A 26,420-nucleotide genomic window follows, 5' to 3' on the forward strand; every position below is an offset into this window, starting at 1 on the left:
GCGGGTCCGGCGGTGCGTGCTCCGGCGGGGGCCCGCGTTCTTCCGGCGTCAGAGTCTGCGGAGGCCACCCAGCACCCTCTCCAGCAGCGCGCGGTCGGGGCGGTCGCTGTCGTAGCCGGTGCCGTAGACCCGGATGCGGCCCTGGTCGGCGAGGTCGCTGAGCAGGACGCGCACCACGCCCAGCGGCATCCGCAGCCGGGCGGCGATCTCGGCGACCGAGCGCATCCGGCGGCACAGCTCGACGATGGCCAGCATCTCGGGCATCACCCGGTCCCGCAGCCCGCCCGAGACCAGCTCGCGGCGCTCCTCGGGAGCCTCGATGGCGGCGACGAGGGTCTCCACCAGCAGCACGTGGCCGAAGCGGGTGCGTCCCCCGGTCAGGGAGTACGGACGCACCCGCGCGGGTTTGCGTACGGGCAGCGGAAGGATGTGGGAGGTCACTGGTCCAGCTCCATCGACGTGCGCAGTTCGGTGCGGAGTTCGGGGGTGAGGACGTGTCCGGCCCGGCCGACGAAGAGAGCCATGTGGTACGCGACGACGCTCATGTCGCAGTCGGGTTCGGCGTGGACGCCGAGCAGCGAGCCGTCGCTGATCGCCATGACGAACAGGGAGCCCTCGTCCATCGTGATCATGGTCTGCCGGACGGCGCCGGCGTCCGTCAGCTTCGCGGCGCCCTGGGTGAGGGAGGCCAGACCGGAGATGATGGTGGCCAGGTCGGCTCCGGAGGTCCGGGGCCCGCCGCGCCTGCCGCCGTCCGCGCCCCGCACCGGGGGGCGCGGCCTGCCGCCGTCGGCGGCGGGGGCGGCGGCGTCGGTCTCCGCAGTGGCCCCGTTGGCCGCGGTGGCTCCGGTGCCCTCGGTGGCGTCCGGCCGGGCCGGGTCGGAGGACAGCAGCAGCAGACCGTCGGAGGAGACCACGGCGACGGACCGTACGCCGGGGACCTCGTCCACGAGATTGGCCAGCAGCCAGCGCAGATTGCGCGCCTGGGCGCTGAGACCGCGCGCGGTGGTGGGAGCGCTCACTTCCGTGCCTCCTCGACAGTGCCGTCCGTGTCGGCCGCGTCCGTTGTGTCCGCCGTGCCCGCCGCGCCGACCGCCTCCGGCCGGTCGCCGGTGGCGGGGTGTTCGGTCTGCCCGGTCTCCTCGGCGAGCTGGGCCCGCACGTCCCGGTGCCCTTCCCGGGCGCCCTGCTGGAACCCGCCGAGCCGCCGCCGCAGTTCCTCGGCCTTCAGTCCGCCCCGGCGGGAGCGGGTGCCGGTGTCCACCGCCACCTGGCGGGGCGTCCGCTTGGGGAGGCCCTTGTCGGTGACGACGCGTCCGGCCGGCGCGTCCGGGGCGTCCTCCGGGCCGGATTCCGGCGCTGCCCCCGGCGCGGGGGCGGGTGCCTCGTCCACCGCGCGGGCGTGTTCGGCGGGCTCCCCGGCCGCGGCCGGTCCGGCGGCCCGGCCGACGGCCTCGCGCGCCGGGTCGGCCGCGGCCGCGTCGGCCTCGGCGACGTCGACGGGCCGGGCGGTGCCGGTGGCCACCCCCGTGGAGGCGGCGGGCGCGGCGGGCTCCCCGGGGAGGGCGACCCGGGGGATCCGCACCGTCTCGTCCGGCCCGGGATCCGCCGCGGGGGCGTGCTCGGCCGGCCCGGCGGCCGGCTCGGGAGCGGTCTCCCCGGGGGCGGCCGTCACACCGCCGCCGTCGGCGTCCGGTGCCGTCGGCGCGGGCCGCACCCGGGCCGCGCGGGGCGGCAGCGCGTTGCCGTTGGCCTCGGCCTCCGAGCCCGGCAGGGCGGGCGCCTGGCCCGCGGCTGTGTTTCCGGCGGTCCCGGCACGCCCGGATCTCCCGCCCGCGGCGTGGCCCGGCATCGGACGGTCCGGCAGCAGGGCGCGCGGCAGGACGACGACCGCGGCGACCCCGCCCTGCTTCTGCTCGCGCAGTTGCACCCGTATGCCGTGCCGCGCCGCGAGGTGCGCCACCACGTACAGACCCATGCCGAGCGCGCCGTTCTCCCCCGGAACCGCGGCGGGTTTCCGGGCCGGGGCGTCCGGCCCCCGCGCGCCGCACTCGCCGAGCAGGGCGTTCAGCTCGGCCATCCGCTCGGCGGTCATGCCGATGCCCTCGTCCTGGACGGAGAGCATGACCTCGCCGTTCTCCAGCATCCAGCCCGACAGCCGCACCTCGGCGTCGGGGGCCGAGAACGCGGTGGCGTTGTCCAGGAGTTCGGCGACCAGGTGGCTGATGTCGTCGGCGGCGGGGCCGGAGACCTGGGCGTGCGGGGGCAGCGCGGCCAGTTCCACCCGCTCGTAGCGCTCGATCTCGCTCACGGCGGCGCGCAGCACGTCCAGCAGCGGCACCGGCTCCACCTGGCCGGTGGTGTGCTCGGTCCCGGTCAGCAGCAGCAGGTTCTCGTTGTTGCGCCGCATCCGGGTGGCGAGGTGGTCGAGCCTGAAGAGGACGGCGAGCCGGTCCGGCTCCTTCTCCTCGTGCTCCAGGCCCTCGATGATGGCGAGCTGCCGCTCCACCAGGCCCAGGGTGCGCAGCGCGAGCTGGGCGGAGGCGCCCGGGGCGCCGCCGGCGGGCCGGTCCGCGACGGGGGCGGCGGGCGTGCCGGCCGGGCCCGTAGTGTCCGCGGTGCCGGTCGTGCCCGCTGTTCTCGCGGTGGCCGCGGCCCCGGTGGTGGCCGCGGCCTCCGGCGCCCCGGCCGCCGGGGCGTCCTGGGTGTCACGGGGCTCCTGGCCGGCCGCCGCCTCGGCACGTACCGCGCGCTCGTGCAGCGCGGCGGCGGTGGCCCGCAGCCGGTTGACGGCGCGTACGACCTCGGCGAACTCGTCGTCCCGCCCCTTGTAGGCCACCGGCTCCTGACCCACCGGGTCGGCGGCCACCCGCTCGCTGCCGCGCCGCAGGACGGCCAGCGGCCGGGTCATCGACCGGGCGGCCTGCACACTGACGCCGAGCGCGAGCAGCAGGCAGACGCCGAGCAGGGCGACGCGCAGCTCCAGCGCGGTGAGGTCGTCGTCCCGCAGCCGCTCCAGCCGCTTGACCTCGCTGACGGCCAGCGAGGCCTCCACGCCGCGCATCCGGTCCACCCGGGCGGTCAGCGCCGCCGCCACCCGGTCGGCGTTCAGCGCCCGGTCCCCGTCGCTCAGCCGGGGCCGGTCGGTGAGCCGGGCCAGCTGGCGCTCGGCCTGGGTGACGTCGGTGCCGGTGACGGTGCTGGCGTAGGTGTCGCGGGTGGCGGCGGGCGCCGTCTGGTCGAAGTCGGCGAGAGCGGCCTGCTCGCGCAGCCGGGCCAGCTGGCCCGCCTCGGCCAGCTCCCGCTCGGCGTTCCCTCCGTTCCCGGCGTCGAGCGCGGCCACCAGCAGTCCGCGGGCGCCGGCGGCCAGTTCGACGGCGCGGCCGAGGTCGGGCAGCGCGTCGGCCGCGGCGTTCTCGGCCCGGCCGGGCAGGGCCCGGGCGGTGGCGGCGGTGACGTTGCCCAGGGCCCGGATGAGCTCGGAGTACGAGTCGTACACCGCGACGGCGCCGTCCTCTCCGGACAGGGCCTGCCGGCGGATGGCGGGAAGTTCGTCGAGCAGCCGCCGGATGTCGGCGGGCGCGTCGGCGCGCAGTTCCCTGATCCGGCTGTCCACCCGGGCGCGCTCCGCCTCGGGGAGTCCCTCGCCGCCGGCGCCGTCCGCGCCGTCCGCCTCGTCCGTGCCGTCCGGACCGGCCGCGCCGTCCTCGGCGGCGAGGCGGACGGCCTCGGTGCGCTCGTCGGCCAGCGCGTGGCTCAGCGAGACCGCCCGCCGGCCCAGTTCGGCCCGGTCGACCAGACGCTGGGAGTCCGCCAGGTCCCGGGAGGCGGTGGCCACCCCGGGCGCGCCCGCGGCGAGCACCGCGACGGCGCACAGCGTGACGGAGACGAGCAGCCTGTTGCGCACCCGCGCCCGGCGCCCGGACACGGTCACCGTGTCGGCCGGGTGAGTCACCGGAGCCGCGGAGTTCGTGGCGCTCTCGTCGTTCTGCCGGCCGCGCCGGAGTCGCTTCTTCCCCACCCGCACTCGCATTCTCGTCCCGTGTCCCGGACTCGCCCGGGACACGACAGTCCATCGTGTGCGGCACGGGACCGTGCTCCTCGGCGTTCCACCGTCCCGTCCCCCTCCGGCCGCGTCCGCCCTCGGCGGCCGGCCGTTCCGGCGCTGCCGTCGAGGGCGGGAGAGGTTTCCCGTGCCGGACCACTCGGAGGAGTGAACATCACGATGGAGTTGCGGAACAACTCCGGTCCGTACAACGGTCCGGACACACACCGGACGGGGGTTGGAAATGGGGGCGCGGTTTTGGCAGGATTCGCCGCTCAGCTCTCCAATGGCGCCGCATTCCGGCGGAAGTCCGGCGAAATCCCGGCAGGGTGCCGCCGCCGGGCACCCAGTGCCGCACTCCTCCCCGCCCCTCCGGCAGACTGGCGCGCATGCGGATCGAGATGGCGAGCGAGCCGGGCAGCCCGCGCCGCCCCAACGAGGACTACGCGTCGGTAGCCCTACCTGCGGCGGGGCGGGGCGGCACGCTGGTGGTCCTGGACGGGGTGACCCCTCCGCCGGCGGACACCGGCTGCGCGCACGGCGTGCCGTGGTACGTGGCCCGTCTCGGCGGCGCACTGCTCGAACTGTCCGGTTCACGGCGGGATATGACACTGCCGGAGTGCCTGTCGGCCGCCGTCTCACGGACCGCCGAGGCCCATGGACCGGCGTGTGACCTTTCTCACTCCCGCACTCCGCAGGCAACCGTGGTGCTGGCGCGCTGGGACGAGGAGACCGTCGAGCATCTGGTGCTCTCCGACTCCGCGCTGCTGGTCGAGGACGTGGACGGCACGGTGACCCCCGTGCTCGACGCCCGGCTGGACGTCCTGCGGCGCACCGCGCGGACGCTGCCCGCGGCGGACCGGGCCGCCTATCTGGAGGGCCTGCGCAACACCGCGGACGGCTTCTTCACCGCGGCGGCCGACCCCGCGGTGACCGCCCGCGCGGTCACCGGCAGCACCCCCCGGGACCGGGTGCGGGCCCTCGCCGCGCTGAGCGACGGCGCCACCCGCTGGGCGGAGGTCTTCCGTCTCGGCGACTGGGCCGGACTGCTGGCTCTGCTCCGCGAGGAGGGGCCGGAGGCGCTGATCGCCCGGGTCCGCGCCGCCGAGACCGGCGACCGGGACGGCACGGCCTTCCCGCGCGGGAAGGCCCATGACGACGCGACGGCGGTGCTGGTGGAGTTCTGACCTGCCGGCGCCGCCCATGGCGCCCGGGGCGCGGCCCGGGCGGAACTCCGGGCACGCACCCCGGACGGACGGCACCGCCCGCCGGGCGGACTGCTCCGGCTGCAGGAGCCTCCGGGGACGGAGAACGGCCTCGCGAACGGACCGCCCACGCCTCCGGCGGTACGCCGCTCGCCGCGGGACGGGCCGTTCCGGACCGGCAGGCGGCACCCGGCCCCGATCCGGAGCGGGGCAGGGCCGGACCGGGCAGGGCGGGGCTCGTACCGGGCCGACGGCGGTCGCCGCGGCCACCTCCCCGCCCCCGCGCCCGATGGGGGCGGGAGCGGGAGCGGGGAGCCGGGCGGGACCGGTGGGGTCAGGCCGCGACCGGGAGTTCCGCCTCCGCCGGGGTCAGCGCCAGCTCCAGCACCCGGCGCACGTCGGAGACCGGCCGCACGTCCAGCTTCCGCAGCACCTCCTCCGGCACGTCGTCCAGGTCCGGCTCGTTGCGCCTGGGGATGATCACCGTGGTGATCCCCGCCCGGTGCGCCGCCAGCAGCTTCTGCTTCACCCCGCCGACCGGCAGCACCCGGCCGGTCAGCGAGACCTCGCCGGTCATCGCCACGTCCGGGCGGACCTGACGGCCCGACAGCAGCGAGGCCAGCGCGGTCGTCATGGTGATCCCCGCGCTCGGGCCGTCCTTGGGCACCGCGCCCGCCGGGACGTGCAGATGGACGCCGCGTTCCTTCAGGTCGCCGACCGGCAGCTCCAGCTCGGCGCCGCGCGAGCGCAGGTAGGACAGGGCGATGTGCGCGGACTCCTTCATCACGTCGCCCAGCTGCCCGGTCAGGGTCAGTCCGGCCCCGCCCGTCTCCGGATCGGCCAGCGACGCCTCGACGTACAGCACGTCGCCGCCGGTGCCGGTGACCGCCAGTCCGGTGGCCACGCCCGGTACGGCGGTGCGCCGCTCGGCCGGGTCCTGGGCGGACTCCGGCACGTGGTGCGGGCGGCCGATCAGCTCGCGCAGCCCGTCCGCGGCGACGGTGTACGGCAGTTCGCCCTCGCCCAGCTCGTGCCGGGTGGCGATCCCGCGCAGCAGCCGGGCGATGTGCCGCTCCAGGTCGCGTACGCCCGCCTCGCGGGTGTACTCCCCGGCCAGCCTGCGCAGCGCGTCCTCCCCGACAGTCACCTCGCCGGCGGCCAGCCCGGCGCGGTCCAGCTGCCGGGGCAGCAGGTGGTCGCGGGCGATGACGACCTTCTCGTCCTCGGTGTAGCCGTCCAGCCGCACCAGCTCCATGCGGTCCAGCAGCGGCTGCGGAATGGCCTCCAGGACGTTGGCCGTGGCCAGGAAGACCACGTCGGACAGGTCGAGTTCGACCTCCAGGTAGTGGTCCCGGAAGGTGTGGTTCTGCGCCGGGTCCAGCACCTCCAGCAGGGCGGCGGCCGGGTCGCCCCGGAAGTCGCTGCCCACCTTGTCGATCTCGTCCAGGAGGATCACCGGGTTCATCGAGCCGGCCTCCTTCACCGCCCGGACGATCCGGCCCGGCAGCGCGCCGACGTAGGTGCGCCGGTGGCCGCGGATCTCCGCCTCGTCGCGGATGCCGCCGAGCGCCACCCGTGCGAACTTCCGGCCCATCGCCTTCGCCACCGAGCGGCCCAGCGAGGTCTTGCCGACACCGGGCGGGCCGACCAGGGCGAGCACCGCGCCGCCCGCCCGGCGTCCGCCCCCGGTCCCGCCGCCCTCCCCGGCCACCGGCGCGAGGCCGCGTCCGGCGCGGCGCCTGCGGACGGCCAGGTACTCGATGATGCGGTCCTTGACCTCGGCCAGGCCGGAGTGGTCGGCGTCCAGGACGGCGCGGGCGCCGGGGATGTCGTAGGCGTCCTCGGTCCGCTCGTTCCACGGCAGTTCCAGGACGGTGTCCAGCCAGGTGCGGATCCAGCCGCTCTCGGGGCTCTGCTCGGAGGTGCGCTCCAGCCGGTCGGCCTCCTTCAGCGCGGCCTCGCGGACCCTCTCGGGGAGGTCGGCCGCCTCCACCCGGGCCCGGTAGTCGTCGCCCTCCTCGCCGGACCCGCCGCCCAGCTCGGCCAGTTCCCTGCGGACGGCCTCCAGCTGGCGGCGGAGCAGGAACTCGCGCTGCTGCTTGTCCACGCCCTCCTGGACGTCCTTGGCGATCGCCTCGGCGACCTCCTGCTCGGCGAGGTGCTCGCGCAGCCAGCCGGTCGCCAGCCTGAGCCGCTCGACCGGGTCGGCGGTCTCCAGCAGCCGCACGCGCTGCGCGACGGTGAGGAAGGGGCTGTAGCCGGAGTTGTCGGCGAGCTGCCCGGCGTCGTCGATCTGCTGGACGCGGTCGACGACCTGCCAGGCGCCGCGCTTGCGCAGCCAGCTGGTCGCCAGGGCCTTGTACTCCCTGACCAGTTCGGCGACCGCTCCGGGGGCGGTGGTCCCGGCGGCCCCGGAACCGGGGGCACCAGGCTCACCGGCCTCGTCGATCTCCGTGCCCTCCACCCACAGCGCCGCGCCGGGGCCGGTGGTGCCGGCTCCGATGCGCACCCGGTGCACGGCGCGGATCAGGGCGCCCGGATCGCCGTCGGCCAGCCGGCCCACCTGCTCCACCAGACCGAGCACGCCGATGCCCGCGTAGCCGCCGTCGACCCGCGGCACCAGCAGTACGCGCGGCTTCGGCGTTACCCCCGTTCTCCCGTCCTCCCCGGCGGCACCGGCCTCCCCGGGGGCGGACCGGGCGGCGGACTGGGCGGCCTCCACCGCGGCCCGCACCTCGGAGTCCGACAGGTCCAGCGGCACCACCATCCCGGGCAGCACCACCTCGTTGTCGAGCGGCAGCACGGGCAGGGTGAGCTTGGTGGGCGACAGAGCCATGATCTCTCCCTAGGCAGGCAAGTTGAGCTTGAACGACTCAATGCCTGTTCAATGCCCGGACGGTGGGCGGGTGTTCCCCGACCCGTGTTCGCTGTGAGCGATAGAGCGCCCGCCGTCCGTCGCGAACACCCCGCACGGCACCACCGGTGACCGGCAGGATGGCCCCGTGCTCTCCCCCGTACGAGGCCGGAGCGCCGCACCGGGCCCGAGGGGAACCGGGCCCCGGCGGCACGGCGGACGGTTCCGGACCGCCACCGAGGACCGCTCTCCGGTGGACACCTCCGGCAGGCGTTCCGGGCGGCCCCGTGTTCCGGGCGGCCCCGGCCGAACCGGACGGGCGGTACGGACGGGAAAGGGCGGAGGGACCGGAAGGGCAGGAAGGGCCGGGCGGACCGTACGGCTGCCGGGGAGGCACCGCCCGCGGCGGGCCGCGCCGCCGCGGGCCCCGTGGACGGTCCCCGCCGTCCGGGGCGCCCCGGACGCGGTCCGCCCCGCCGTCCGACCGGCGTGGCGCACCGCTCACCATTTCTTTACGCTGCTGCAAGAAACCGAGCACCGGGACGCGAGGCGTGATGGACCACAGGAACACGACGCAGACCCACGGCGGCGCCGCCGCGGCCACCCCGGGCGCCCAGCGCCGGGTCCTGGTCGTGGAGGACGACCCGACGATCACCGAGGCGGTCGCCGCCCGGCTGCGTGCCGAGGGCTTCCAGGTCAGAACGGCGGGTGACGGCCCGGCGGCGGTGGAGACGGCCGAGGTGTGGCAGCCCGACCTGCTGGTCCTGGACGTGATGCTGCCGGGTTTCGACGGTCTGGAGGTCTGCCGCCGGGTGCAGGCCCAGCGGCCGTTGCCGGTGCTGATGCTCACCGCCCGGGACGACGAGACCGACATGCTGGTCGGTCTCGGGGTCGGCGCCGACGACTACATGACCAAGCCCTTCTCCATGCGGGAGCTGGTCGCCCGGGTCCACGTACTGCTGCGCCGCGTGGAGCGGGCCACGATCGCCGCGGCCGCGCCGCGCTCGGGCACCCTGCGGCTGGGCGAGCTGGAGATCGACCACGCCCAGCGCCGGGTGCGGGTGGGCGGCAAGGACGTGCACCTCACCCCGACCGAGTTCGACCTGCTGGTCTGCCTGGCCAACTCGCCGCGCGCGGTGCTCTCCCGCGAGCAGCTCCTGGCCGAGGTGTGGGACTGGGCGGACGCCTCGGGCACCCGCACGGTGGACAGCCACATCAAGGCGCTGCGCCGCAAGATCGGCGCGGAGCGGATACGCACGGTGCACGGCGTCGGCTACGCGCTGGAGGCACCCGCGCCCGCCTCCGACTGGGCATGAGACCCGCGGACCGCCGGAACGACCAGGGGGGCCGGCGGGGCCGGGGTGGCCGGGAACGCCTGCGGTCCCTGTGGGAGCGCTGCTGGGAGGGCCTGCGCCCGCTGGACCCCAACCGCTCGGTCAAGGCCGCCCTGGGCGCCCTGGTGATCGCCACCGTGGCCATCACCACGCTGCTGACCATCATCGCGCTCCACTCCTCCATAGAGCTGCGGGTGATCGCCCTGCTCGCGGCGATCGCCTCGCTGCTGGTCACCCAGTTCGTGGCGCACGGGCTGGCCGCGCCGCTGGACGAGATGACGGACGCCGCCCGCGCCATGGCGCGCGGGGACTACACCCGGCGGGTCCGTGTCGAGCGCCGGGACGAACTGGGCGAACTCGCCGACACCTTCAACCGCATGGCCGCCGACCTGGAGGCCGCCGACCGGCACCGCAAGGAGCTGGTCGCCAACGTCTCCCACGAACTGCGCACCCCCATCGCGGCACTGCGCGCGGTGCTGGAGAACGTGGTGGACGGGGTCTCCGACGCCGACCCGGCGACCATGGACACCGCGCTCAAGCAGACCGAGCGGCTGGGGAACCTGGTGGAGCACCTGCTGGACCTGTCCCGGCTCGACAACGGCGTGGTGCCGCTGCGCACCCGGCGCTTCAAGGTGTGGCCGTACCTGTCGGGAGTGCTCAAGGAGGCCAACATGACCAAGGGCGAGGGGCACTCCCGCACCGACGTCCACCTGCACCTGGACGTCCAGCCACCCGAACTGGCCGCGTACGCCGACACCGAGCGGCTTCACCAGGTGGTCGCCAACCTGATCGACAACGCCGTCAAGCACAGCCCGCCGTACGGCCGGGTGACCGTGCGGGCGCGCTCCGGCCAGGCCCCGCTGAGCCTCCGGCTGGAGGTGCTGGACGAGGGGCCGGGCATCCCGGAGGCGGACCGCGAGCGGGTCTTCGAGCGCTTCGGCCGCTCCGCCGCGGCCAAGAGCGGCGACGGCGGCACCGGGCTGGGCCTGGCCATCGCGCGCTGGGCGGTGGACCTGCACGGCGGGCGGATCAGGGTGGCCGAGTCGCCGCGCGGCTGCCGGATCCTCGTCACCCTTCCCGGCCGCGCGTCCGACACGGAGGCGGCGTAGGGTTTTCGGCAGGGTTGCGGAGAACCGACGGGCGAGGGAGCCGGCCGCCGCGGGCCGGCTCCTCGGCCCGCTCTTGCCGAATCCGGTCGAACCGAGTGTGTTTCCCGCTGAGGAAAACACCGAAACAGGTCCCCGGATGTGACTTAGGCGACGCCAACCGCCTGCCGACTGCACCGAACGGCTCAGGGAGCGTAGCCTTTATTTCTGCTGTCCACCCATACAGGTAAGCGGAAGAGGGCGGTTGCCGCCGTGTCGCCACAGGCCCCCAAGACTTCGAGCTCCCCCAGCCCCCGGCAGGGAGGGACCCCGACCCCCGAGAAGGACGGACAGGGAACCGGACCCGCCGGCTTCGGTCCCAACGAGTGGCTCGTCGACGAGATCTACCAGCAGTACCTCCAGGACCCGAACTCGGTCGACCGGGCCTGGTGGGACTTCTTCGCCGACTACAAGCCCGGGCAGGCCGCCGCGGGAGCGGCGGCCCCCACCGCGTCGAAGCCGACCGCCGAGCCCGGGGCGCCCCAGGCGCCCGCCCGGGCCCAGCAGCAGACTCAGCCCCAGCAGCCCCGGCAGCCGCAGGCCGCGGCCCCCGTCGGGAAGGCCGCCGAGCAGCCCGCGGCGAAGGCCCCCGCGCCGCCCGCGTCGGCGAAGGCCGAGCCGAAGAAGACCGGGCAGGCCGAGAAGGCCGAGAAGACGGAGCCGAAGAAGGCCGGACCGGCGACGGCGGAGCCGGAGGCCCGGGAGGACGGACCGGAGTACGTGCCGCTGCGCGGCCCGGCCGCCGCGGTCGCCCGGAACATGAACGCCTCGCTGGAACTGCCGACGGCCACCTCGGTGCGCGCGGTCCCGGTGAAGCTGCTCGTCGACAACCGCATCGTCATCAACAACCACCTCAAGCGCGCCCGCGGCGGCAAGGTGTCCTTCACGCACCTGATCGGCTACGCCATGGTGAAGGCGCTCAAGGCGATGCCGTCGATGAACCACTCGTACACCGAGCGGGACGGCAAGCCGACGCTGGTCAAGCCCGACCACGTCAACCTCGGCCTGGCCATCGACCTGGTCAAGCCCAACGGCGACCGCCAGCTCGTGGTGGCCGGCATCAAGAAGGCCGAGACGCTCACCTTCTTCGAGTTCTGGCAGGCCTACGAGGACATCGTCCGCCGGGCCCGCGCGGGCAAGCTGACGATGGAGGACTTCAGCGGCGTCACCGCCTCGCTGACCAACCCCGGCGGCATCGGCACCGTCCACTCGGTGCCGCGGCTCATGCCCGGCCAGGGCGTGATCCTGGGCGTGGGCGCCATGGAGTACCCGGCCGAGTTCCAGGGCACCTCCCAGGACACCCTGAACAAGCTGGGCATCTCCAAGGTCATGACGCTGACCAGCACCTACGACCACCGGGTGATCCAGGGCGCCGCCTCCGGCGAGTTCCTGCGGATCATCCACCAGCTGCTGCTCGGCGAGGAGAACTTCTACGACGACATCTTCGAGGCGCTGCGCATCCCCTACGAGCCGGTCCGCTGGCTCAAGGACATCGACGTCAGCCACGACGACGACGTCACCAAGGCCGCCCGCGTCTTCGACCTGATCCACTCCTACCGGGTGCGCGGTCACGTCATGGCCGACACCGACCCGCTGGAGTACAAGCAGCGCAAGCACCCGGACCTGGACATCACCGAGCACGGGCTCACCCTGTGGGACCTGGAGCGCGAGTTCGCGGTCGGCGGCTTCGCGGGCAAGTCGGTGATGCGGCTGCGCGAGATCCTGGGCGTGCTGCGCGACTCGTACTGCCGCACCACCGGCATCGAGTACATGCACATCCAGGACCCCAAGCAGCGCAAGTGGATCCAGGACCGCGTCGAGCGCTCGCACTCCTCGCTGGAGCGCGACGAGCAGCTGCGCATCCTGCGCCGGCTCAACGCCGCCGAGGCGTTCGAGGTCTTCCTGCAGACCAAGTACGTCGGCCAGAAGCGGTTCTCGCTGGAGGGCGGCGAGTCCGTCATCCCGCTGCTGGACGCGGTGCTGGACGCCGCGGCCGAGGCCCGGCTGGACGAGGTGGTCGTCGGCATGGCCCACCGCGGCCGCCTCAACGTGCTGGCCAACATCGTCGGCAAGTCCTACGCCCAGATCTTCCGCGAGTTCGAGGGCAACCTCGACCCGAAGTCGATGCACGGCTCCGGCGACGTGAAGTACCACCTGGGCGCCGAGGGCACCTTCACCGGCCTGGACGGTGAGCAGATCAAGGTCTCGCTCACCGCCAACCCCTCCCACCTGGAGGCCGTGGACCCGGTGGTGGAGGGCGTGGCCCGCGCCAAGCAGGACATCATCGGCAAGGGCGGCACCGACTTCACCGTCCTGCCCGTCCAGCTCCACGGCGACGCGGCCTTCGCCGGGCAGGGCGTGGTGGCCGAGACGCTGAACATGTCGCAGCTGCGCGGCTACCGCACCGGCGGCACCGTGCACGTGGTCATCAACAACCAGGTCGGTTTCACCGCGCCGCCCGAGTCGGCGCGCTCCTCGATGTACGCCACCGACGTGGCGCGGATGATCGAGGCGCCGGTCTTCCACGTCAACGGCGACGACCCGGAGGCCTGCGTCCGGGTGGCGCGGCTGGCCTTCGAGTTCCGCCAGGCGTTCAACAAGGACGTGGTGATCGACCTCGTCTGCTACCGCCGCCGCGGGCACAACGAGGCCGACAACCCGAACTTCACCCAGCCGGTGATGTACAACCTGATCGACAAGAAGCGCTCGGTGCGCAAGCTCTACACCGAGTCGCTGATCGGCCGGGGCGACATCACCCTGGAGGAGGCCGAGCAGGCGCTCCAGGACTTCCAGGGACAGCTGGAGAAGGTCTTCACCGAGGTCCGCGACGCCACCGCCGCCCCGGCGCCGGCCGAGGTGCCCGCCCCGCAGGCGGAGTTCCCGGTCGCGGTGGAGACCGGGGTCAGCGCGGAGGTCCTCAAGCGGATCGCCGAGTCCCAGGTGAACATCCCCGAGCGCATCACCGTCCACCCGCGGCTGATGCCGCAGCTCCAGCGCCGCGCGGCGATGGTGGACGAGGACCGGATCGACTGGGCGATGGGCGAGACGCTGGCCATCGGCTCGCTGCTGATGGAGGGCACCCCCGTCCGGCTGGCCGGCCAGGACTCCCGCCGCGGCACCTTCGGCCAGCGGCACGCCGTCCTGGTGGACCGGGACACCGGCGAGGACTACACCCCGCTGCTGTACCTGTCCGAGGACCAGGCCCGCTTCAACGTCTACGACTCGCTGCTGAGCGAGTTCGCGGCGATGGGCTTCGAGTACGGCTACTCGCTGGCCCGTCCCGAGGCGCTGGTGATGTGGGAGGCGCAGTTCGGCGACTTCGTCAACGGCGCCCAGACGGTGGTCGACGAGTTCATCTCCTCGGCCGAGCAGAAGTGGGGCCAGACCTCCGGCGTCACGCTGCTGCTGCCGCACGGCTACGAGGGCCAGGGCCCGGACCACTCCTCGGCCCGGATCGAGCGCTTCCTCCAGCTGTGCGCGCAGAACAGCATGACGGTCGCGATGCCGACCCTGCCGTCGAACTACTTCCACCTGCTGCGCTGGCAGGTCCACAACCCGCACCACAAGCCGCTGGTCGTCTTCACTCCGAAGTCGATGCTGCGGCTGAAGGCGGCGACCTCGAAGGCGGCGGAGTTCACCGCCGGCCGCTTCCAGCCGGTGATCGGCGACACCGCGGCCGACCCGGCCCGGGTGACCAAGGTCGTCTTCTGCTCCGGCAAGGTCTACTACGACCTCGCCGCGGAGCGCGAGAAGCGGAACGCCACCGACACCGCGATCATCCGGCTGGAGCGGCTGTACCCGCTGCCCAGCAAGGAGATCCAGGCCGAGGTCGCCCGCTACGGCAACGCCTCCACGATCGTGTGGGCCCAGGAGGAGCCGGCGAACCAGGGCGCGTGGCCGTTCATCGCGCTCAACCTGGTCGACCACCTCGACCTGTTCATCGGCTCCGGCACCCCGAGCACCGAGCGGCGGCTGCGCCGGGTCTCGCGCCCGTCGTCCTCGTCGCCGGCGGTCGGCTCGGCCAAGCGCCACCAGGCCGAGCAGCGGCAGCTCGTCGAGGAGGTCTTCGACCTCTGAGCGACGCCCGGTGCCCGGCACCGACGCCGCACGCGGCGGGGCCCGCCGTACGGATTCCGTACGGCGGGCCCCGCCGCGTCTCCCGGGTGCGGGTGCGCCCGGGGCCGGGGGTGCCGGGGCGCGGGGGCTCAGCCCAGGAAGGGCTCGTAGTCCCAGTACGGCCGTCTCCGCTGCCGGGCGGAGAGCGTGTGGGGGTGCTGCGCGCCCAGGGTGCGGGTCAGCCGGTGGAGGGCTTCCTCCTCGACCCTGCTCGCCTCCTCCCGCTCTCCCAGTGAACGCAGGTCCCAGGCGAGCGCGACCATGCAGGAGAGGGTGAGCGGGTGGTCCTCGCCCATCACCCGGCGGGCACGCCCCAGGGTGTCCCTGCCGAGCTCCGCGGCCCCGTGCAGTCGGCCGGTGAAGCTCCGTCCCCCGGTGGTGTTCAGCGCGCAGCCCAGCGTCACGGGGTGGTCGTCGCCGAGCAGGGTGCGCAGTCCGATCAGCGCCTGCTCGAACAGGTTGAGCGCTCCGGACCGGTCGCCCTCGGCCTGCATGACCAGGCCGGCGTTGGACTGCATGGCGGTGGGCACCGGATGGGCCCGGCCGACCAGCGCGCGGTAGCCGTCCTCGGCCTCGCCGATCAGGTCGTGCGCCTCGGACAGGTCCCCGTGCTCCCGCAGGTAGTTCCCGTAGTCGGTGAGCAGGGCGAGGGTGTTGTAGTGGTTCCGGCCCGAGACCCGCTCGCGCTGCTCCAGCAGGGCGGCCAGCATCGCCCCGATGTCGTGCTGATCGGTGCCAGCCCGGCGCAGGCAGAGGATGTGGTTGTGCCGGGCCCACAGCGTCTGCGGATGCTGTTCCCCCAGCACCTGCACATGCAGGCGCAGCACGTGCTCCTGGCGGGCCAGCGCCTCCTGGTAGTGGCCCATCAGCCGCAGGTCCCGGGCGCAGGCGGTGCCGGAGTGCAGGGTGGTGGTGTGCCGGGCCCGCAGGACGGCCTCGCACTGGGCCAGAGTCTCCCGGTCGGCCTCGTACGCCTCGTGGTACCGGCCGCTCAGCCGCAGCGACGCACCCAGGTGGTGCCGGTTGCGGAGCGTGGTCCACTCCTGCGGGCCGAGCAGTCGGCGGGCCATGTCCACTGCCTCCCGCTGGAGTTGCAGCGCCTCCGCGTAGCGTCCCAGGAAGCGGTGGTCGGAGGCGAGGCTGTTGGTGGTGCGCATCAGCGTCACCTCGTCCGGGTGCTCCGCCGCCCGCAGCCGCTCCAGCGCCCGCCGGTCGAGCTCGTACGCCTCCTGGAAGCGTCCGTGGGCGCGCAGGATGGTGGTCTGCCAGGTCGTCAGCTCGAACATCGGCTGTGCTTCCGGGGCCAGCAGCCGGGACCAGCGTTCGCGGATGCGCTCGGCCAGTTCGATGCCTACGAGGTACTCGCCGCTGTTGAGGCAGTACAGCAGGCAGTTGAGCACCAGGCCCTGGAGCCGGGGCTCGGTGCTCTCCAGGACCCCGGCGTGGTCCAGGTGCGGCAGCAGCTCGGCGTAGCGCGGCCACTGCCTGCTGTCCGCCGGGTCGGCCGGGTCGGCCTCGGCGAGTACCCGCCGCACCACCTCGCGGTAGGCGCCGAGGTCGTCCCCGGCGGTGAGCCGGCTGACGATGCTGTGCACCATGCCGTGCATGTGGACGGACTCCTGCTGCCGGCCCGGGGCCTCGGCGGCGGAGGCGGGAAGGCTGCGCTCGCCCCTGACGAGGATGGAGTAGTCGGCCAGGGCCTCCAGGGCCCGTGACCAGCCGGGCAGATCGGTGGCGATCCATCTCAGCCGCTCCGGCAGATGGCTCGCGGGCAGGGAGCGGACCAGCCCCAGCGGGATCCGGCCGGCCGTGAAGGAGGTGCAGAGCATGAGCAGTTCCAGCGCCCTGGGATCCCGCTGGCGCAGCCTGTTGAGCACCATCGACCAGGAGGTGAGCAGGTGCCTCGGGTACTCCCCGGGCCCGGCCGCCTGGTCCAGCGGACTCAGCTCGCCCGAGCGCACCCGGCGCAGGTACTCGGGCACCCGCATGTGCGACTCGCCGAGCCAGGCGGCGGCGTGCGCGAGCTGGATCGGCATGTCCTCGAACTCGGCGGCGACCTCGTCGGCCTCCTCGGCGGAGATGTGCGGGGCCCGGCGCAGCAGATAGCCGGTGGACTCCGCCCGGCCGAAGACCGGGACCTCCAGCATGTCCATCACCTCGCGCCAGCCGTGGCTGCGTGCGGTGACCAGGACATGACCGGAGCCGCCCCGGGGAAGCAGTCTGGCGGCGTCCTCCACGTCCTCCCAGCCGTCGAAGACCAGCAGCCAGCGGCCGTGCGGCTCACCGCGGCGCAGGGCTTCCCGCACGGCGCTGATCCGCCCGGTCGGCTCCGATCCGACGCTCAGACCGAGCTCGACGGCGAGTTCGCCGAGCCGGTCGCGCTGTGTGCCCCGTCGGCCGGAGTCGACCCACCACACCACGTCGTAGTCGGAGCTGAAGCGGTGGGCGTACTCGGCGGCGATCTGCGTCTTGCCCACCCCCGAGGTGCCCACCAGCGCGCAGGCGGCCGTCCCGCGCTCCGCGTCCATCAGCCGCTGCTGCAGCTCGGAGAGGATTTCGTCCCGTCCGGTGAAGCGGTTGTTGCGGCGGGGGACCTCCCCCCAGACGGCGGGCTGGTCGTTGGGGTAGCGGGTACCGGAGGAGCCGCCCGGGACCGGCGGGGCCGCGGCGGGGGTGAGGGAGAGCCGGGCCAGCAGTCTGCGCTCGGCCTCGTACTCGCCCACGTCCCACAGGTCGGCCGGCTCCAGGACCGCGGTCGCCGGGAGCAGAGGGCGGCTGGTGAGGTTGACGGCGGCGAAGCGGTCGGCGTTGGCCGCGACGAAGCCGCGCAGCACCTCGCTCCACTCCCCCTCCTGCCGGGGCCCGAGCTGGAAGAACCACTCGCTGAGCACCAGCAGCACCCGCCCCCGGGCGAGCAGCAGGTCGCCCAGCGCGTGCTCCAGCTTCTGCTCCCGGGGAGGGTCCCAGCGGTGCACCGTGACCCGGTGCCCGTGGGCCTCCAGCCGGTTGGCGATCCAGACGGCCCACGACCGGTGCCGGCCGGGGAAGGCCACCAGGACGTGCTCGGCTCCCTGCCCCGGTGCACCGCTCTGCGCGGGGTGCCGCTGAGCGCCCATCAGTCTCCTAACGGGGAACCACCGGCCTCGGCCGGCGGGGGAATCGCTTCCCTGGCCTGTGTTGTCTTCCGTGCCTCCGGAAAGGGGTCGGTTCGGGCCGGATCCGCGCCTGCCTCTCCCCCGCCGTCGGCGCGTCCCGCCGGCCGGCGGAACACCGAATGCTACCGAAGGTGACGGCGCCGTGACAGCATCTGGCGGCTCTGGGGCGGCACGGCGCCGTGCCGCCCCAGAGCCGCCAGATGCTGTGCCATTCCTATCGCGAACTCCCTTCCCGGCGCTGTGAGTTGACCGGATTCCAGCAGGATCGGCAGTGCCTCGGCGGTCTGGGCCCGGTAGTTCTCGCACCGGCTCCGGGCCGCCGCGCGGGCGCCCGGGGACGCGCCGGGGCGCTCGGCGAGCCGGTGCCACAGGTCCGTGAGCGCCAGATGCGCGAACGTGCCCTGGAGCACGCCCCCCAGCGGGCGGGGATCGGCGCGCCAGGGCACCCGGTGCACGGCTCCGCCACCCGGCTCGTGGAACGGGACGAGGTCCGAGAGCACCGCGAGCTTGCTGTGCTGGAGCTCGTGCACCAGCACCTCCGCCATCCGCGCCGCGGTTTCCGGCAGAACCGTGAACACCGCCCAGGGCGCCGCCCGTACGGTGGCGCTCCGCACCCCCGTGTCCGTCCGGGACAGCGGCACCAGAGCGCGGAGCTGTAACGCGGTCTCCCCGGCCCGTGCCGGGTCGGCCGAGCCCAGCAGCGCCAGCGCGGCCCGCCAGCGCGCCAGCCAGGGCCGGACCGGGCGGGACGGCGGCGGCGGACAGACGCGCAGCACCGGCAGTCCCGCCGCCGCGGCCGCGGTGCGGTCCAGGCCGAGATCGTCCAGCCGGGCACGGCCGCCGGGCAGGGGGCACAGCCCGTACCAGCCCGCCCCCCGCGCCCGGTCGTACGGCGGGGCCAGTGCCACTCCGGTGCGCCGGCCCTCGGGAGTGAGCCGGAGGCCGCGCGCCCCGGCGGCGATCCGGACCCCGGCGGCGCGCGCCCGGTACGCGCCGAGGCCGGGAAGCACCAGTACGCCCCCCGGGGCGCGCAGGGTGGTCCGGAACCCGGTCCGCGCGTGCAGAGCGGCGCAGACCGCGATCGCGCCGAGCCGGTCCGGGACCTCCTCGGCGGCCGCCTCCGCGGGGGCGCTCAGCACCTCCGCCAGCATCCCGCCGACGGCGGGATGCTCCAGGGCGCTCCGGACGGCGTCGGGCGCGTGCCGGCCCGCCTGGGCCAGCAGCCGCCAGTGGCCGGCGGCCGCCTCCCGGTCGCCGGGCGGCAGGGGAAGCCGGGACAGCCTGGTGAGCAGGGACTTGAGCAGCACCAGGCGGCGGCTGTACAGCCCGGCCCGCAGCAACTCGCGGTCCCCGGCGGTCGTCCGGGTGGCGGCCATGCGGACCAGCGCCTCGGGCGGCACGGTGAAAGCCGTCGTCGTGCTCCGCATCCGTTCCCTCCCGTCACACGAGCAGATCACGAGATGGCAGATCACGGGAAGACCGGACGCGCCCGGTGCGCGCGCCCCGCGCGGGCCGGTGCGTACGGCGGACGCCCCGGGCCGGTCACCCGCGGCCGTGCGTCTCCCTCCGGGGCGCGCACGCCCAGCTCTCCGCCAGCTCCGACGGGTGGCACAGCACATGGTCGACCGCGGCGGCCAGCAGGGAGTCGTCCAGGTCCGGCAGGCCGTGGGGGCCGATCCCGCTCAGGTCGGGCAGCGGAGGCGGGCAGGCGGCCGCCCGGACCGGTGCGGCGGATGCGACCTCGCGCTGTGGCAGCACGCTCTTCTCCTCCCTGAGCCCCCCACGGAGGCGTCCACCGTCGACGCTCATTCCTTCCCCGAGCACCTCCGTACGGAAACCCGTTCGACATCGGGGGCGGATCAGTCCGCCTCGATTTCCGCCATCCGCCCGCGTACCGCCCGGAGCTCCTCCTCGGCCTCCCCGGCGGGCACCGCCCCCCGTTCCGCCAGCCGCCGCCACTCCGCCTCGGAGGCGCGGTAGTCGGCGAGCGCGGCGCCGGGGCGGCCGAGCCGCTCGTACAGGACGCCCCGGCCGTGCAGGGCGCGGGCCGCCGTGACCGGGGCGCGCGGCTGCCCGGGGGCCTGCCGGGCCTCCCGCAGCGCGGCGTCGTAGGCGGCCTCCGCCGACGAGGAGCCGCCTCCGGGGCCGGAGTCGGGGAAGTCCCGCCGGGCCCCGCCCAGCGCGAGCCACGCCTCGGCGCGCTCGGCGGGTCCGGACGCCCTGCGGGCGGCGTGCTCCAGCAGATCGCAGCCCTCGTACAGATCGGGCAGGAAACGTTCGCGCCGGTGCCGCTCGAGCAGCGCGCGGCCCAGCATCAGGTGCAGCCGGCCCTGGAGCGGCGCGTCGTCGGGGGCTCCGGTGAGCGCCTCCCGCAGCAGCCCTTCGGCGCGGTCCGGGTCCCCCGCCCGGTCCAGCAGCATCCCGCCCCACTCCAGCAGCAGTTCGCAGCGTTCCGGGCTGTCGCGGAGGGTGTGGGACTCGGCCCTGTCGTACGCCCGGCCGGCCGCCTCCCAGTCCCCGGCGTCGCGGTGGACCGCGGCCCGGGCCAGCAGACAGCGCAGCCGCAGGTCGTCGCCGTCCGCCGCGTCCGCCGCCCGGTCCGCCCGGTCCAGGAGGGCCGACAGCTCGCCGGGGGCGTGCGCCCCGCCCAGTCGCTCGGCGGCCACCAGGTCCAGGAGGGCCGCGCAGCGGCGCCGGGGAGCGGCGCCGGTGGCCTCCAGCAGTTCACAGGCCGCGCGCAGCTCCCGGGCGGCCGCGGCGGCGGCGCGGGAGCCGCCCTCCGCACGGGCCGTCTCCAGCAGCACCCGGCCGAGCCGCAGCCGCCGGACCCGCTCGGTGCGCGGCGGCTCCCCGTCCCGCCCGGCCAGGGAGCGCAGGACCTCCTCGGCCTCCCTCAGCCAGGCCGGGTCGCGTTCCGCGAGCCACAGTTCGTGGCAGACGGCGGCGCGCTCCAGCGCGGTGTCCGTACCGCCGCCGGTCAGCAGTCCGGCCGCCCGGCGCAGCAGTTCGCGGCGGCGGGCGGGACCGGTGCCCGCACCGGCCTGCGCCGCGGCGCGCAGCACCTGGCCCAGCAGGAGCCGCGCCCGCTCCCCGCCGTCGGCGGCCACCGCGGAGTCCGCCAGGGCCAGGGCCTGGCGCAGCGACTGCCGGTCGTGCTGCGACCGCCACTGGAGCAGCAGGCGCTCCGCATCGTCGAGCAGGTCGGGTACCGGCCGCACGGGCAGGTACCGGCGGACCACCCGGGCCGGGATCTCGGCGAACAGCTCGTCCCCCGGGTCCTCCGCCTCCCCGGCCTCGTCGCCGAGGAGCCGGTCGAGGTCCGGACCGGCCTCGTACCGGGCGCGGCCGGTGAGCCGGTCCACGGCGAGCGCGGGGAAGTTCCGCACCCCCCGGCCGAAGTTCCGGGTGACGTACTCCGAGACGTGCTTGAGCAGCAGCGCCGCCACGTCCTGGTCCAGCATCCCCTGCAGGCGGTCCGCCACCCCGGGCGCGAAGTCGTAGCGCGGGCCCGGCGCCCCCTCGATGTCGGGCAGGCGCTCCAGCAGGCCGCCGAGCAGGACCTCGGCCAGCTCCGCCGGTCCGGTGTGGGGCAGCATCGTCTCCTGTACCAGCCGGATGACCGGCAGCACCAGCGGCACCGGCGTCAGGTGCACCGCCAGTTCGAAGGCGCCGGGCGAGGCGGTGGCCCGGAAGGCGCGCAACCGGGCCTCGGGGGTGCGCGGACCGGACTCCGGTGGGGGTGCGGGCCGGGCCGGGTGGTCCGGCAGCACCCAGGCCGCCGCCCCGCGCGCCGTACGCCGTCCGCTGCCGCCCAGCAGCCATGCCCAGCTGCCCAGCGCCCGCGGCGTCGGCAGCAGGACGGGCACGGGGACCGCGCCCGGGGGCGGCGCGGGCCCGTAGCCGTCGGGCAGCAGGCCGAACCCCCCGCCGCCCGGCTCGCGGACCAGCGTCCCGGGCTCGGCGGGCAGCGCGGTGTGCTGCCACAGCCTCGGCGGCAGCGGCTGGACGACGGCCAGCGGGGCGCCGGTCGCCCAGCGGTACAGCAGCCGCTGGGCGGCGCCCTCGCGCCACAGCGGGCCCACGCAGTCGCTGACCACCAGGGTCAGCCGGCGCCCGGTGGTGTCGCGGTACTGGTCCGGCGGGCGCAGTCCGGCGGGCGCCGGGTCCGGTCCGGTGCCGATGCGCGGTTCGCCGTCCGGCCCCCGGTGCAGATGGCGCACCTGTACGTCGCGGAAGGCCCCGACCCGTTCGCATGCCTGGCGCAGCCGCTCCAGGAGGGGCTCCCAGACCGAGACGGTGTCGGCGGCGTCCATCAGCAGCTGGAGCTCGCACTCCCGCCGCTCGGCGGGGCGGAAGACGGGCCGGACCACTCCCCGGCGTGCTCCCTGCTCGGCGGTGGCCGCCTCGTCCAGCAGCCGCCCGGCCGCCGCGCGCGGCAGCGGCGGCCGGTAGGTCTGCAGGGGGCGCAGGGCGCGCTGGAGGCCGAGCAGCCCGGACACCGCCCCGGCGGCCGGGGCGCGCACCGGGAAGGCGTGCGCGGCCGGGCTGTCGGGGCGGACCGGCACGTGGAGCGACACCGGGCCGCTCCGCTCCGCGCCGCGCGCCGGCCGCTCGCCGTCGCCGGGCGGGGCGGGTTCCTCTCCCGGTGCCGGTGCCGGGGGCGCGGCCGGGTCCTCCTGCTGCCGGAGGCCGTCCGCCCCGTCTGCGGCAGGGGCCGAAGTGGTCCACCGGGCCAGCCACACCGCGTCGGCGAGCTCCTCCGCCGTCGGCCGCAGACCGGCCGCGCGCAGTCGCGCGGCGAGCTCCGCCAGCCGGTCCCGGGGTGTCATGCCGTCACCCCGGACGGTCCAGCGGACGCAGCAGCGCCTCGGCGAGGCGGTCACGGGTGACGCGCTCGGCCCCGGCGGCCCGCTGGGTGAGGTACAGGGCGTTGAGCAGCTGGTCGGTGGCGATCACCTGGCCCGGTTCCCGCTGCAGGAAGCGCTCGACGATCTCGGCGCCCTCCTCCAGCGCCTCCTCGCCGAGATGGGCCGCCACCATGGCGGCGAGCTGCTTCTCGCCGGGAGGTTTGAGCTCCAGCTGGATACAGCGTCGGAGCAGGGCGGCGGGGAAGTCGCGCTCGCCGTTGGAGGTGATGAGGATGAACGGGAAGACGGTGCAGCGCACCCGGCCGCCGCGGACGACCGCGGTGGCGCCGTCGTCGGTGAGCACCCGCGTCTCCGGCTCCCGCTCGGCGACGCGTTCCAGCTCCGGGAGGGCGAACTCGCCCTCCTCCAGCACGTTGAGCAGGTCGTTGGGGAGGTCGATGTCGCTCTTGTCCAGCTCGTCGACGAGCAGCACCCGCGGCAGTCCGCCGGCGGAGGGCAGCAGGGCCGTCCCCAGCGGCCCGAGGCGGATGTAGGAGCCGATCGGCGGACGCTCGGCGGGCTGTCCGGTGACGGCCCGCTCCAGCTGGACGTCCTGGAGCCGGCCGATGGCGTCGTAGTGGTAGAGCCCGTCCTGGAGGGTCGTCCTGCTCACCACCGGCCAGCGCAGCACCCGGCCCAGCCCCAGCTCGTGGGCGACGGAGTGGGCCAGGGTGGACTTCCCGACGCCCGGATTGCCGGTGACCAGCAGCGGACGGCGCAGGTAGAGGGCGGCGTTGACCGCCTCGACCTCCTCGGGGCGCGGATGAAGGTTCTCCACCAGCCGCCGCCGGACGCCCAGCCGCCGGGCGGTGTCGGCGCCGCCCTCGCCGTCCCCGGTGAAGTCCCGCCAGGGCGGCGGATCCGGCAGCCGCCGTACGCCGTCGTGCGGAAGGCCCGTTCCCCGGTAGACGCGCCAGTCACTCACTACGGGCTCCTCGCTCTGTTGGTGTCGGGGGAACCGACGGCGGTGCCTGGAGCGGCCCGCTGGGGAGTGGTGGCCTGTGGGGCGGATCGTAGAGCAGGACTATATGGCGTGCCCAGGCCGCCGTCCGGTCATTCCCTCCGCCGTCGGCGTTGCGGTTGCGCAGTGCGCGCACGTGCCCCGGAAGGCTGCCGGCACTGCCCGCGCCGCCGAGCAGTTCCGCGGCCCGCTCGTGGAACTCGGCGCAGTCGGTGTGCCCGTCGGCGTCGTACCGGCGCCACAGCGCGACCGCGTGCCCGGCGCTGAGCGCGGCGGCCATGGCCGCCGCACCGGGCGCGGCCCCGCCCCGGGCGCAGGAGACGGGTACGGCCGCCGGCGGGGCCGCGTGCAGCCGCGCGTAGCCGGCGTGCGGGCTCTCCCGGCAGGGCGCGTCATGCCCGGGGACGGGCAGTTCGGCGTGGAGCGGGACCGCCTGGAGCGGCCCGTCGGACACCCCCTTCCACCGGGTCCGCCACTCGGGGGTGACGCCCTGGGCGTGCCGCCGGCCGTCCCGCAGGACGACGATCCGGCGGCGGCCGATCGGCAGGGAACGGGGGTCGAACGGGTCCTCCGGATCGGGCTCGCACAGCCGCCACTCGTCCACCGGCTCGTCGAACAGGTCGCGCGGCAGCACGAACTCGACCGCCGCCAGGTGCTCGTGGGCGTCCCCCGCGGCGACGGCGGCGGCCAGCACGCCGCGGATGGCCTGTCCCAGCTGCGACCGGTGCACTCCGTCGTCGTCCTGGTGGACCGGCAGGACCTCGCCGCCGGGAAGGATGTGCGCGACCCGCCAGGGGTGCTTCCCGTAGTAGTCCGGCTGGATCTCCACCAGGACGTCCGCGCGGACGGCGGACGTCTCCCCGCCGGCCAGGACGGCGGGGACCTTCTCGTCCCGCACCACGTCGTTCCACAGGACGACCCGGTGGTCCTCGATCCAGCCGTACAGCTCGCCCAGGACCCGCGGGTCGGCCCCGCCCCGCCGGACCAGCAGGGTGTAGACCTTCGCGGCGTACAGCACCACCGTCTCCAGCTCCAGATCCCCGTACAGCAGTCCGGCGCCCTCGCGCCAGCCGCGCGGCGGCCGGGTCCCGGTGGAGCGGGGGCCGCGCAGGACATGGCTGAGGACCTCGTCGGCGGCCTCCTGGACCTCGCCCGCCCCGCCGGGCACCGGCAGGGCGGCGAACAGGTCGTACAGCCGGGCGCGGGACCGGCCGGTGAACCCGGAGACGGGGGCGCGCCGGTGGTCCTGGACGGTGTGGACCCGGGGCCAGGAGAAACCGGGGGAGAGCAGGCGGCGGTGGTGGTACGCGTCGTGGGCGCGCATCAGCTCGTGGAACAGCCTGCCGCCCTCCGCCCCCTCGTCGCACAGGGTGCGCAGCGCGGTGACGGGGGTGGCCTCCGCGAAGCTCCCGTTGCCCGCGCCCTTGCAGATCCCGATGACGGCGCCCCGGTTCTCGTCGACGACCGGCGCGCCGGAACAGCCGGGCACCACCACGGCGTCCCGCATCAGGAGGGGGCCGGACCCGCCGCCGAGCGCGCTCCCGCGGCTGACGAGGTACGTCTCCCCGCCGCCGGGCGCCCGCGTCCAGCCGCAGACGAGGACGTCGGCGGGGGCGAGGTCGGTGCGGTCGCTGAGCCAGAGGCAGTCGGCCTTCTCGGCGTCCGGCACCCGCACCAGCGCCAGATCGGGGGCCGGCCAGGGGCCCGGCGGCACACCGGAGCCGTCCGGCCCGGGCAGGCAGCGCACGAGTTCACCGGTGAGGAGCTCGCCGTCCGGCATCGTGACGCCGACGCCGCTCTCCCCCCACCGCACCGCACCCGCTCCCCTGCCGACGACATGAGCACACGTCAGTACCCAGCCGGGTGCGGCGACGAAGCCGCTGCCCCAGAATCTGACGCCCTGTCCGTCATACCCGCCGCCGGGTGCCCCGATGCGCACCACCGACCGCTGGACGGCTTCCTCGACGGAGATCACCGGGCGCCCGGGGCGTGCGGCGGAGCGGACCGCGCCCCGGCGCGGGACCGCGCTCCGAACGGCCCGCCGAGAACTCGCGGCACCCTGAGAACAGCACTCATACGCACCCCGTCCCCCTGCGCGAAACGTACGGGAGGGAGGCTAACGTCCGGGCCCGGCGGGCGGGAGGGGGCGCCGGAGCCGCCGGTCCCGTCACTCCCCCGCGCCGCCGCTCGCACCGCCCGTGCCACCGGCACCGCCCGGGCCGCCGTCGCCCGGCCGCCAGGTGAGGGTGACGGAGAGGGACGCCTTGGCCTCGCCGTCGGCGAGCACGGCGACGGCCCGGCCGGACCTGGCCACCAGCTCGACGCCGAAGGTGGCGGCGACCTCGTCGGGGCGGAGGGCCCGGGCCGCGTCGAGCACCGCCGTGCCCACGCCGGTGATGAGTTCGTTCAGCCGGACGACCCGGCCGGCGAGGTGGTCGACGGCTCCCACGTCCCGGAAGGCGTACTCCGGCTCGTCGTCGGGAGCGGGGAGGGCCGGGAGGTCCCCCTCCGCCGCGCCGAGGACCCCGATCCGGGCGAGGACCCTCTCCCCGCCGGGCAGTTCGATCTCCTGGACCGTGCGTTCCACCGCTCCCCCGTCCCGTCCGGCCGCCGTCGGCGGCCGGCCCGCCGAACGCCCCCGCGGCGCCCGTCAGGCTACCGGCGCGGGACCCCGCCCACCGCCGGAAACGGCGTTTCC

At 75.3% G+C, this 26,420-nt stretch carries 15 protein-coding genes; 4 read left to right on the forward strand and 11 right to left on the reverse strand.

Annotated features, from left to right (window positions below; genetic code table 11):
• Window positions 1-48: 48 nt before the first annotated feature.
• The 3 genes from V1L54_RS05140 to V1L54_RS05150 are packed head-to-tail and all read right to left on the reverse strand — an operon-like array spanning window position 49 to window position 4,021.
• Entirely contained in the window at window positions 49-441 is a 393-nt protein-coding gene (locus tag V1L54_RS05140; protein ID WP_330116647.1) for a DUF742 domain-containing protein, read from the reverse strand.
• Window positions 438-1,022 carry a roadblock/LC7 domain-containing protein gene (locus V1L54_RS05145; RefSeq protein WP_330116648.1) on the reverse strand — a complete coding sequence of 195 codons (585 nt, stop codon included), beginning with the start codon at window positions 1,020-1,022 and terminating at the stop codon, window positions 438-440. The genes V1L54_RS05140 and V1L54_RS05145 overlap by 4 nt, the downstream gene beginning before the upstream one ends.
• Window positions 1,019-4,021, reverse strand: a complete 3,003-nt coding sequence (locus V1L54_RS05150) for a sensor histidine kinase (protein ID WP_330116649.1) — start codon at window positions 4,019-4,021, stop codon at window positions 1,019-1,021. Before V1L54_RS05150 ends, V1L54_RS05145 begins: the two co-directional genes overlap by 4 nt.
• Before the next feature lie 413 nt (window positions 4,022-4,434).
• Here V1L54_RS05150 and V1L54_RS05155 point away from each other — a divergent pair, with 413 nt between their 5' ends.
• Window positions 4,435-5,232: a hypothetical protein gene (locus tag V1L54_RS05155; protein ID WP_330116650.1), complete on the forward strand. Its 798-nt coding sequence runs from the start codon at window positions 4,435-4,437 to the stop codon at window positions 5,230-5,232.
• Window positions 5,233-5,584: 352 nt separating this feature from the next.
• Here V1L54_RS05155 and lon read toward each other — a convergent pair whose 3' ends face one another.
• Entirely contained in the window at window positions 5,585-8,086 is a 2,502-nt protein-coding gene (gene lon, locus V1L54_RS05160) for an endopeptidase La (protein WP_330116651.1), read from the reverse strand.
• Between the two features lie 572 nt (window positions 8,087-8,658).
• Between lon and V1L54_RS05165 the strand changes: the two genes are divergently transcribed.
• From V1L54_RS05165 to V1L54_RS05175, 3 genes are all read left to right on the forward strand, one after another.
• Entirely contained in the window at window positions 8,659-9,420 is a 762-nt protein-coding gene (locus V1L54_RS05165) for a response regulator transcription factor (RefSeq protein ID WP_330116652.1), read from the forward strand.
• Window positions 9,417-10,547, forward strand: coding sequence for a sensor histidine kinase (locus V1L54_RS05170; RefSeq protein ID WP_330116653.1), 1,131 nt, complete (start codon window positions 9,417-9,419; stop codon window positions 10,545-10,547). Before V1L54_RS05165 ends, V1L54_RS05170 begins: the two co-directional genes overlap by 4 nt.
• A gap of 249 nt (window positions 10,548-10,796) precedes the next feature.
• Complete coding sequence (locus V1L54_RS05175; protein WP_330116654.1) at window positions 10,797-14,660, forward strand: multifunctional oxoglutarate decarboxylase/oxoglutarate dehydrogenase thiamine pyrophosphate-binding subunit/dihydrolipoyllysine-residue succinyltransferase subunit; 3,864 nt, start codon at window positions 10,797-10,799, stop codon at window positions 14,658-14,660.
• 128 nt (window positions 14,661-14,788) lie between these two features.
• Here the strand turns inward: V1L54_RS05175 and fxsT are convergent, their stop codons facing one another.
• The 7 genes from fxsT to V1L54_RS05210 all read right to left on the reverse strand — a co-directional run bounded on the left by fxsT (window position 14,789) and on the right by V1L54_RS05210 (window position 26,309).
• A complete protein-coding gene (gene fxsT / locus V1L54_RS05180) occupies window positions 14,789-17,815 on the reverse strand; it encodes an FxSxx-COOH system tetratricopeptide repeat protein (protein WP_330116655.1) in 3,027 nt (1,008 codons plus the stop codon).
• 161 nt (window positions 17,816-17,976) lie between these two features.
• On the reverse strand, window positions 17,977-19,281 hold the full coding sequence (locus tag V1L54_RS05185) for an aKG-HExxH-type peptide beta-hydroxylase (RefSeq protein ID WP_330116656.1): 1,305 nt from the start codon (window positions 19,279-19,281) through the stop codon (window positions 17,977-17,979).
• Between the two features lie 115 nt (window positions 19,282-19,396).
• Window positions 19,397-19,612: a hypothetical protein gene (locus tag V1L54_RS05190; RefSeq protein ID WP_330116657.1), complete on the reverse strand. Its 216-nt coding sequence runs from the start codon at window positions 19,610-19,612 to the stop codon at window positions 19,397-19,399.
• A 101-nt stretch (window positions 19,613-19,713) separates the two neighbouring features.
• Window positions 19,714-22,683, reverse strand: a complete 2,970-nt coding sequence (locus V1L54_RS05195; RefSeq protein WP_330116658.1) for an SAV_2336 N-terminal domain-related protein — start codon at window positions 22,681-22,683, stop codon at window positions 19,714-19,716.
• A gap of 4 nt (window positions 22,684-22,687) precedes the next feature.
• A complete protein-coding gene (locus V1L54_RS05200) occupies window positions 22,688-23,686 on the reverse strand; it encodes an AAA family ATPase (protein WP_330116659.1) in 999 nt (332 codons plus the stop codon).
• The gene (locus tag V1L54_RS05205; protein WP_330116660.1) at window positions 23,679-25,697 is read right to left on the reverse strand and encodes a VMAP-C domain-containing protein; all 2,019 of its coding nucleotides are present in this window, start codon (window positions 25,695-25,697) and stop codon (window positions 23,679-23,681) included. The genes V1L54_RS05200 and V1L54_RS05205 overlap by 8 nt, the downstream gene beginning before the upstream one ends.
• Before the next feature lie 192 nt (window positions 25,698-25,889).
• Entirely contained in the window at window positions 25,890-26,309 is a 420-nt protein-coding gene (locus V1L54_RS05210) for a CU044_2847 family protein (RefSeq protein WP_330116661.1), read from the reverse strand.
• Between the last annotated feature and the right edge of the window lie 111 nt (window positions 26,310-26,420).

Source organism: Streptomyces rubellus (assembly GCF_036323805.1).
Taxonomy (GTDB): Bacteria; Actinomycetota; Actinomycetes; order Streptomycetales; family Streptomycetaceae; genus Streptomyces.